The 8,664-nt window shown below is 69.5% G+C and carries 6 protein-coding genes and 1 pseudogene; 3 read left to right on the top strand and 4 right to left on the bottom strand.

What is annotated here, in order from left to right:
- Positions 1-39: 39 nt before the first annotated feature.
- On the top strand, positions 40-1,020 hold the full coding sequence (locus QN357_RS15880; RefSeq protein WP_416347626.1) for an FAD-dependent oxidoreductase: 981 nt from the start codon (positions 40-42) through the stop codon (positions 1,018-1,020).
- Here QN357_RS15880 and QN357_RS15875 read toward each other — a convergent pair.
- The 4 genes and pseudogenes from QN357_RS15875 to QN357_RS15860 form a co-directional block, all read right to left on the bottom strand.
- Positions 994-2,994, bottom strand: a pseudogene (locus QN357_RS15875) (glycogen debranching N-terminal domain-containing protein); the annotation flags it as partial. The gene QN357_RS15880 and the pseudogene QN357_RS15875 overlap by 27 nt on opposite strands.
- Before the next feature lie 73 nt (positions 2,995-3,067).
- Positions 3,068-3,868 (bottom strand): carbohydrate ABC transporter permease, encoded by an 801-nt coding sequence (locus QN357_RS15870; protein WP_241975438.1) that lies wholly within the window; start codon positions 3,866-3,868, stop codon positions 3,068-3,070.
- Positions 3,869-3,954: 86 nt separating this feature from the next.
- On the bottom strand, positions 3,955-5,097 hold the full coding sequence (locus QN357_RS15865; protein ID WP_134559904.1) for a carbohydrate ABC transporter permease: 1,143 nt from the start codon (positions 5,095-5,097) through the stop codon (positions 3,955-3,957).
- A gap of 6 nt (positions 5,098-5,103) precedes the next feature.
- Positions 5,104-6,366, bottom strand: a complete 1,263-nt coding sequence (locus QN357_RS15860; RefSeq protein WP_134449378.1) for a sugar ABC transporter substrate-binding protein — start codon at positions 6,364-6,366, stop codon at positions 5,104-5,106.
- A gap of 194 nt (positions 6,367-6,560) precedes the next feature.
- Here QN357_RS15860 and QN357_RS15855 point away from each other — a divergent pair, with 194 nt between their 5' ends.
- Both QN357_RS15855 and QN357_RS15850 read left to right on the top strand, forming a co-directional pair.
- The gene (locus tag QN357_RS15855; protein WP_134560881.1) at positions 6,561-7,640 is read left to right on the top strand and encodes a LacI family DNA-binding transcriptional regulator; all 1,080 of its coding nucleotides are present in this window, start codon (positions 6,561-6,563) and stop codon (positions 7,638-7,640) included.
- 52 nt (positions 7,641-7,692) lie between these two features.
- On the top strand, positions 7,693-8,664 hold a 972-nt coding region (locus tag QN357_RS15850), incomplete at its 3' end, for a methyltransferase (RefSeq protein ID WP_323505181.1).

The following is an 8,664-nucleotide window of genomic DNA, read 5'->3' as shown; positions in this document are numbered from 1 at the left end:
TCGGCGAGGTCGGGCGCTGAGGCGAGCGATGGGCAGCGGATGCGCGACGTCATCGTGGTCGGCGGCGGTCCGGTCGGGATCCTGCTCGCGGGGCTCCTAGCGGTGCGCGGCCTCGACGTCGAGGTGCTCGAGCGGCGCGCGGAACCGTCGCGGCGGTCGCGAGCCATCGGCATCCACCCGCCGTCGATGCGCGCCCTCGAGGAGCTCGGCCTCGCCGACGCCGTCGTCGAACGTGCGGTGCGGATCCGTGGCGGCGAGGTGCGGTGCGACGGGCGCGCCCTGGGCCGCTTGACGTTCCGGGAGGCGGCCGGACGGCATCCGTTCGTCGTCTCGCTGCCGCAGTACGAGACCGAGGCACTGTTGCGTGCCCGCTTCGACGAGCTCAGCCCGGGCCGGTACCGGTCGGGCGTCACGGTCACAGATGTCCGCGACCGCGGCGACCGCGTCGAGGTCGAGGTCGAGGAGGCCGGAACGGCGACCGTACTCGAGGCCCGCTACGTCGTCGCCGCGGACGGCGCCCGCAGTGTCATCCGAGCACTCGCCGGCATCCGCGGCATCGAGCGCGGCGGTGGCGACACCTATCTCATGAGCGACTACCCCGCGGGTGAGCAGGCCGCCGAGCAGGCGGTGCTGTACTTCGAGCGCGGCGGCGTCGTCGAGTCATTCCCGCTCCCCGGCGGGCGGCGGCGCTGGGTCGCGATGACATCGTCCCTGCAACCGGATGCCTCGAGCCACGACCTCGCCGCGATCGTCGAGTCCCGCACGGGCGTGGTCCTGCCCTCGTCCGGGGCGTCGGTGAGCGCGTTCTCGGTGCAGCAGCGGCTGGCCGAACGTCTCGTCAGCGGACGCATCGTGCTCGTCGGCGACGCGGGGCACCAGATCAGCCCGATCGGCGGCCAGGGCATGAACCTCGGCTGGCTCGACGGACTCCTGCTCGCCCCGGCGCTCGCGCTCGCCATCAGGGAACCGGACGCCGCGGCATCCGTGCTCGCCGATTATGACCGTCGCCGCCGCCGCTGACCAGGCCTGCGGGCGGCAGGCCGCGGGGTAGGGAACCGCGACCGGGAATTCTGCCGCGGAGTCCCCGGAGTGGAGCTCCGGCATTCGGTAGCCGAAGGATTCGGCGGCCGCGAGCAACCCGTCGATCAGGATGCCGGCCTCGGCGCCGAACCCGGCGCGGCCCAGCCCGTTGATCGCGATCGCGGTGTCGTGGGTCCAGACCGAGCCGCCGTGGTAGCTCAGCGGCCAGTATCCGGTCGAGTCGGTCGACATCGTCCGCAGCCCGAAACCGGAGTTGAGCTCGGGGGAGACGAGCCGGGCGGCGACGAGCGCCGATTCCTCGGCGTTGAGCAGGCCGGTGCCGAGCAGGTGGCCGATGTTGCTCGTGACCGTGTCGACCGGGCGCTTGTGCGCGTCGAGCGCGACCGCCGGGTAGCGTCCTTCGGGAGAGTCGATCCAGAAGGATGCCCGGAATCGGGCCTGCAGGTTCGCCGCCCAGGTGCGCCACTCGGCCGCGCCGGGGCGACCGAAGGCCTCGAGCAGCTCGGCGCCGCCGATCGCCGCCTGGTAGGCGTATGCCTGCACCTCGCAGAGAGCGATCGGCCCCTCGGCGAGGGAGCCGTCCCGCCACTGGATCGAGTCGCCGGAGTCCTTCCAGCCCTGGTTGGCCAGGCCGTGCCCGGTCTCGTCGACATAGGAGAGGAACCCGTCGTCGTGGCTGTCGCCGGAGTCGCGCATCCAGCCGAGTGCCGCCTCGAGGTGGGGCAGCAGGGCCACGACCTCGGCGTCGGGCAGGCCCCAGTGCCAGGCGTCGTTCAGCAGGCAGATCCAGAGCGGCGTGGCGTCGACCGTCCCGTAGTAGAGCGGCGGCAGGTTCAGGCTCTCGCCGGGCATCGAGAACGCGCCCGGCCTCAGCTCGTGCATGATCTTGCCCGGCTGCTCGGCCGTTTCGGGGTCGGAGACGGTGCCCTGCAGGCTTGCGAGCAAGCGGAGTGTCGAGCCGGCGATGTCGGTGCCGAGCGGCAGCAGGAACCGCGCCGCCCACAGCGAGTCGCGCCCGAACAGGGTGAAGAACCACGGCGCCCCTGCGGCGAGGAACGGCTCATCGGGCCGAGCCGTCGTCGCCATCCGCAGCCCGCTGAGGTCATCGAGGGCGCGCTGCACCCAGCGGCCGAGCCGGGCATCGCCGGAATGCACGGTCACGCCATCCCACTCGGGCAGGCCCTCGGCCGCCTGCACCACGGTTGCACGGTGCTCGACGTCGACGGTCCATTCCACGGTCGCGGTGCCGTGCGCGGGCACTTCGACCGCCCAGCTCGCCGCGACGACCGGTGCGGCGGCATCCGTCCCGGCTCGGTGCGCCCCGCCGGCGGCCGACGCGGGTGTCTGGGCGAGTGTCGCGTCGCTGCCGAACCGAAGCACGGCCGTCACGCTCGGCGTCGACAGGCGGATGCCGTCGGCAAGGGTCTCGAGGTCGACGACGGGCGTCTCCGGCAGGTCCTCAGTCGGGAACGCGCGCCGGCTCTCGGGGTCGGCGAGCCCGGCCTTGACGGTCTGCATGTCCGAGAAGTCGGGGTGGACCCGCAGGGCGATCGTGGTCGAGACCGTGTGGCCCAGGCCCGAACGGATCGTGATGCGTTCTCGCATCCGCCCGGCGCTCAGGGTCCGCGTCACCTCGAGCCGCAGCCGCGGGTCGGCGGTGGCGTCGTCGAGGTGCCGAAGCAGCGAGGTGAAGGTCACTTCGCCCGAACCGCGCCCGGCCTGGGCGATCGCCTCGCCGTGTGCCCCGCCGACCGAGACGTCCCAGCCAGAGAGCACGCGGGTGTCCGCGTGGTACAGGCCGTGGATCGGCAGTTCGGTGCGCCCGTCGGGACGTGACCACGCCTGGGTGGGTGCGGCGAGGACGATGGTCGAATCGTGGAGCAGCGGCTGGACCGGGTGGTCGCCGGCGGGCTGAATGGGCACGGGCGTCGAGATGAGGGACTGGGAAAGCATGAGGAAGGAACGACTCCTGGGTTGAAGCGGATGTCCACAGGGGGACGGGGAAGGTGGGCCGGCCGGCCGGGACTTACTCTTTGACGGCGCCGTCGGTGGTGTTCATGATCCGTTTCTGGAAGATGAAGAACATCACCGCGACCGGGATGGTCATGATCGCCGCGGCGGCGAGTTTGAGCGGATACTGGGTGCCCTGGCTGAGCTCCCCGGAGGCGAGCGAAGCGACGCCCTTGGTGAGCGTGGTCAGTTCAGGGGACTGGGTGGCCACGATGAAGTGCGAGAGTTCATTCCACGATCCCTGGAAGGACAGGATGATGATCGTGATCAGGGCGGGCCTCGCCATCGGCAGCACGATCGACCAGAACACCCGGAAGGTGCCTGCCCCGTCGATGCGGGCCTGTTCCTCGACGCTCGCGGGGATCGATTCGAAGAAGTTCTTCATGATGAAGACCCCCGCCGCATCGGTCAGGAGCGGCACGATCATGCCGACGTAGGTGTCGTAGATGCCGATCTGGTTGATCACGAGGAACTTCGGGATCAGGAGCACGACGCCGGGCACGCTCATCACGGCGATCAGGCCGGCGAAGATGACCGTCCGGCCGCGGAACTGCAACCGGGCGAGGGCGTAGCCGGCGAGCGAGTTGAAGAACACCCGTCCGAGCGTGACGAAGATCGTGACGATGGCGGAGTTCTTGAACCAGACCGGGAAGTCCGAGTTGAGGAACAGCTTCTGGTACGCGGCGGTCGACCAGGTCTGGGGGAGCAGCGAGATGGGATTGCTCGCCGCCTCGACGTCCGTCTTGAACGAGGTCGCGACCTGTATCAGGAACGGGGCGATGTAGATGATCGCGAGCACGGTGAGGATCGCGTACATCAGCGACCGGCCGGCGACGGCGCGGGTGGGGAGCTTTTCGCGGCTGAGCGCACGGAGTTTGCGGGATGGGCTGACCGTGGGCGCGCTCATCGTGACTCTCCGGACTTCGTCGTCGATGCGGGTGTGGCCGTGGCCGCCAGGGCGACCGCTGAGGCGGGATTCGTGAGGTAGGGCCGCATCCTGCGCTTCGACACCGGCCGTTCCCGCAGCACCCAGCGCTGGAAGAGCGTGAAGAACACGATGATCACGAAGAGGATGAACGCGATCGCGGCGCCCTGGCCCCATTCCTGGTTGTTGAACGCCGACTGGTAGGACAGGTAGGCGGGCGTGAGCGTGGTCTTGCCGGGTGCGCCCTTGGTGCCGGTGTAGATCTGGTCGAAGACCTGCCAGCTGCCGATGAGGCCGAGGGTGAGCACGGTGAACAGGGTCGGGCGCAGCTGGGGGAGGGTGACCTTCCAGAACCGCTGCCAGCCGTTGGCGCCGTCCATCATCGCGGCTTCGGTGACCTCTCCGCTGAGGTTCTGCAGCGCCGCGATGAAGAGCAGCATGAACGTGCCGCTCGTGGTGAATACGGCCATCAGGATGAAGGCCGTCATGGCGACAGAGGGGCCGGCGAGCCAGTCCCACCAGGAGACGCCGAGGAAGGATCCGTCCGTGAGTGCGGCGGGGCCCTGGGTCACCCCGAAGAGCTGCAGGAAGTTGTGCAGGATGCCGCTCGGGTCGTTGAACCAGTTCGGCCCGTTGATGCCGATGAACGAGAGCAGCTTGTTGATGGCGCCCGTCGAGCTGAACAGGAACAGCCAGAGCACGGTGATCGCCACCGAGCTCGTCACCGACGGAAAGTAGAACGAGGTGCGGAAGAAGCCTCGGCCGCGGAGGATCTGCCGGTTGACGAGCACGGCGAGCAGGAGGGAGAGGGCGGTCTGGATCGGGACGACGAGCACGACGTACCACGCGTTGTTGCGCAGTGCCGTGCCGAAGTCCTGTTCGGCCAGGCCGCCCCCGTTCAGCAGGGTGGAGTAGTTGTCAAAGCCGACGAACTTCACGTTGCCGCCGAAGGGGCTGCCGCGACCTCCCCAGTCGGAGAAGCTGACCCAGAGCGCCATGAGCACAGGGACGACGAGGAACATCCCGAGCAGGATGATCATCGGGGCGGTGAAGAGCCACCCCGAGGCGGCCTCGCCGCCCCGGATTCCGGAGCGGCGAGACGTGCGTGCGGGCTTCGACATGTCGAACTATTTCAGCAGCGCTTCGAGGTTCTTCTGGGCGGCGTCGAGGATCTGCTGGGGATCGCCCGTCTTGAGGGACTCGAGCTTGGAGTTCAGCTCGGTCACGACATCCGCTGAGCCCTTCGCGGTGGGCGTGCCGACGGCGTAGTCAGCACCGTTCAGGAACGGGACGAGCACCGGGTTGGCGGCCTTCCAGTCGGACGCGGCGGACTTGATCGACGGCATCGGGCCGAAGGCCGTTGAGAAGGCCAGCTGGGAGTCCTTGCTGGTCAGCTGCTCGACGAGCTTGAGCGCGGCGGCCTGGTTGGGGCTGTCCGTTGCGATGCCCCAGCAGTTGGTGAACTGCATGGTGCCCTTGCCGGCGGGGCCGGCCGGAAGCTCGGCGACCGTGTACTTCACGCTCGGGTAGTCGCTGGACATGGCACCGGTGATCCAGTTGCCCTCGATCGTCATGGCTGCGAGCTGCTTGCCGAAAGCCTCGCCGCCCCAGCCGGCTCCGACGTCCTTCGCGTACTTCATCACGCCGTCGTTCAGGAGCTTCTTGACCTCGGTGAGACCGGCGACGGCCTCTGCGCTGTTCGCGGTGGCCTTGGAGCTGTCCTCGTTCATGAGGTTGCCGCCGGCCTGCGCCATGAAGGCGCCGGCGCGTGCGTATTCGCCGCCGATGGCGAGGCCGACCTGGTCGGGCGTGGTCAGCTTCTTGGCCACGGTTTCGAGCTGGTCCCAGGTCGTGGGGATGTCGGCGTCGGTGAGTCCGGCCTTCGCCCAGGCATCCGTGTTGATCACGAGGCCGAGCGTGGAGAAGTCCTTCGGCGCGCAGTAGAACTGGCCGTCGTAGGTGAAGGACTTGACGAGGCTCGGGTAGAAGTCGTCCTTGTTGGCGAGGCTGTCGCCGTAGGCGAGCAGGGAACCGTTCGAGGCGTAGCCGGCGAGGGCATCCGTCGACAGGTAGAACACGTCGGCCGGCTTCTTGGCTGCGAAGCCCTGGGCGAGCTGCTGGTTGAGGTCGCTCGCGACGGAGACGGTGGCCTTCGTGCCGCTCGAGGAGGACCAGGATGCGACGGCCGCGTTGACGGCCTTCGTCTCGGCGTCGCCGCTCGAACCGATCAGGACGGTGAGGCTCTTGCTCGCGTCGCTGGTGAGCGCGGCGGCCGAGCCGGTCGAGCCGGACGTGGTGCCGCCGAAGCTTGAGCTGCAGCCCGTGAGGGCGAGCGCTCCGGCCATGGTCAGGCCGGCCCCGATCATCCAGCGGGAGGTGCGTCGTTGCATTTTCTTCTCCTAAAGTCGCGCCGCAGTGCGCGTTTGCTTGTGTGAGAACGACGATAGCCGGTTTTATTTGATCGATCAAACTTTTTCTTTGATCGATCTAATTCTGGGGTCGATCCGACGCGCTAGTCTGGTTTTATCGTTCCAGCCACGGGGCCTCGTGCCCGGGGCGCGAGGAGCACCGGCAGGGAGAGATCATGGGAGAATTCCCCACCGTTACGGACGTGGCGCGCGTAGCCGGGGTGTCCCGCCAGACGGTCTCCAACGTGATGAACACGCCCGGAATCGTGAAGGCCGATACCCGCGCCAGGGTCGAGGCGGCCATCAGTGCGCTCGGCTACCGTCCGCACGCCTCGGCGAGACGGCTGCGCACCCGGCGCAGCTCGACGATCGGCATCCGCCTCGACCCGATGATCGACGGCATCTCCGGCTCGGTACTCGACCGGTTCCTGCATGCCCTGACCGAGCAGGCCGATGCCAGGGGCCTGCGTGTGCTCCTGTTCACCGCCACGAGCCCCGAGGACGAGATCAGTCAGTTCCGGCGCCTGAACGACGGGGCGGATGTCGACGGTTTCGTCCTGACCTCGACGACCGCCGATGACCCGCGCACCGAATGGCTGCTCGAGCAGGGCATCGCCTTCGTCACCTTCGGCCGGCCCTGGCGGAGCGACGACTTCACCGCGCCACGCCACCCCTGGGTCGACGTGGATGGTTACTCTGGCCTGCACGCGGCGACCCGCGCGCAGCAGGACGCCGGTGCGACCCGCATCGCCTACATCGGCTGGCCGAGCCCGTCCGGCACAGGCGACGACCGTCGGCGCGGCTGGCACGACGCCATGCTCGAGCGGGGCGACGTCTCCGCGGAGGACCTCGCCTGCCTCGAGGTGGTCACGGCCGACGGAGTCGACCAGGGCGCGGCGGCCATGCAGCAGCTCGCCCGCACGGCCGGCGGCATCGACGCGGTGCTGTGTGCGAGCGACGCGCTCGCCCTCGGGGCGATGATCGCCAACCCGGCCCGGGTGCCGGTCACGGGGTATGACAACACGCCCATCGCGGCGGCGATCGGGCTCTCGAGCGTGGACCAGCCCGTCGACGAAGTCGCCGCCGCGGCCCTCGAGCTCCTCGCCGGCGAGTTCGAGGGGAAGTCCGGCGCGCCATCCGATCCGGCCCCGCCGCCCTTCCGGATGGTCACCCCGCGGCTCATCACCCGGCAGTTCGCGGCCATTCCCCGGGATTCGGTGCCCGTGAACGCCCTCGTCAGCGAGGTCTCGCGCTGAGTTGCGGACAAAGCACCGTCCTGCCTGCCGCGCCGTGCAGTTGAATGGGGGAGTGATCCCTGCACCGAATCCCGCCGCGCTCCCGGCGAAGAGCCTCGTCCTCATCCCGCTCCTGCGAGCAGACCTCGAAACGGCGCACTATTCCGTGGCGACCCTGAGCGGACTCTGGGGCCCCGAAGCGGATGCCGCGCTCCGCCGCAACCAGCGGGTCCCCGCCCTGCGGGCCCTCGCGGCCCTTCGCGCCAGGCTCGGTCGCGAGGAGCCGTCGGCGACCCTCGCGCAGCTCTTCGTTCTCGGACTCCCGGTGACGCGCGGCGCGCTGTCGGCGGCGCTCCCGAGCCTCGGGGCGGCAGGTGCCGTCGCGCTCGGGCTCGTCGCCCTCGTCGGTGAGGATGACGGGCCCGGCGCCGAGCCTGGCACAGAACCCGGCACAGAACCCGGCACAGAACCCGGCGCCGACGAGAACACCCTGCTCCGCCCGCTCGTCGAGCTCCGCCCGTACAGCTTCGTGGACGCCCACGGGGCCGGCAGCTGGTGGATCGCCTCCGACCTCGGCGAGCTCGTACTCGGGCACGCGCTCGGCGAGAGCCATGTGCTCGGCGTCGGCGGGGCATCCCTCACCCTGAGCGGCCTGCTGCTGCCGAACCCGGTCGACACCGCCCTCGACCTCGGTACCGGCTGCGGGATCCAGGCCCTGCACGCCTCCCGCCACGCCAGACGCGTCGTCGCGACCGACATCTCCGAGCGTGCTCTCGAGCTCGCCGCCCTCAACGCCGCACTCAACGGCGTGACCAACATCGAATTCCGGCTCGGCAGCCTGTTCGAGCCGGTCGCGGGCGAGCGCTTCGACCACATCATCTCCAACCCGCCGTTCGTGATCACGCCGCGGGCAGAGGGCGTGCCGAGCTACGAGTACCGCGACGGCGGCCTCGTCGGTGACGCCCTCGTCGAGTCCGTCGTGCGCGGAGCCGCCGAACACCTCACCCCGACCGGCGTCGCCCAGCTCCTCGGCAATTGGGGGTAC

The organism is Cryobacterium sp. RTC2.1 (assembly GCF_035018685.1).
Taxonomy (GTDB): domain Bacteria; phylum Actinomycetota; class Actinomycetes; order Actinomycetales; family Microbacteriaceae; genus Cryobacterium; species Cryobacterium glucosi.
Note: the sequence above shows the minus strand (reverse complement) of the source record. Positions and strands in the feature narration are given on the sequence as shown.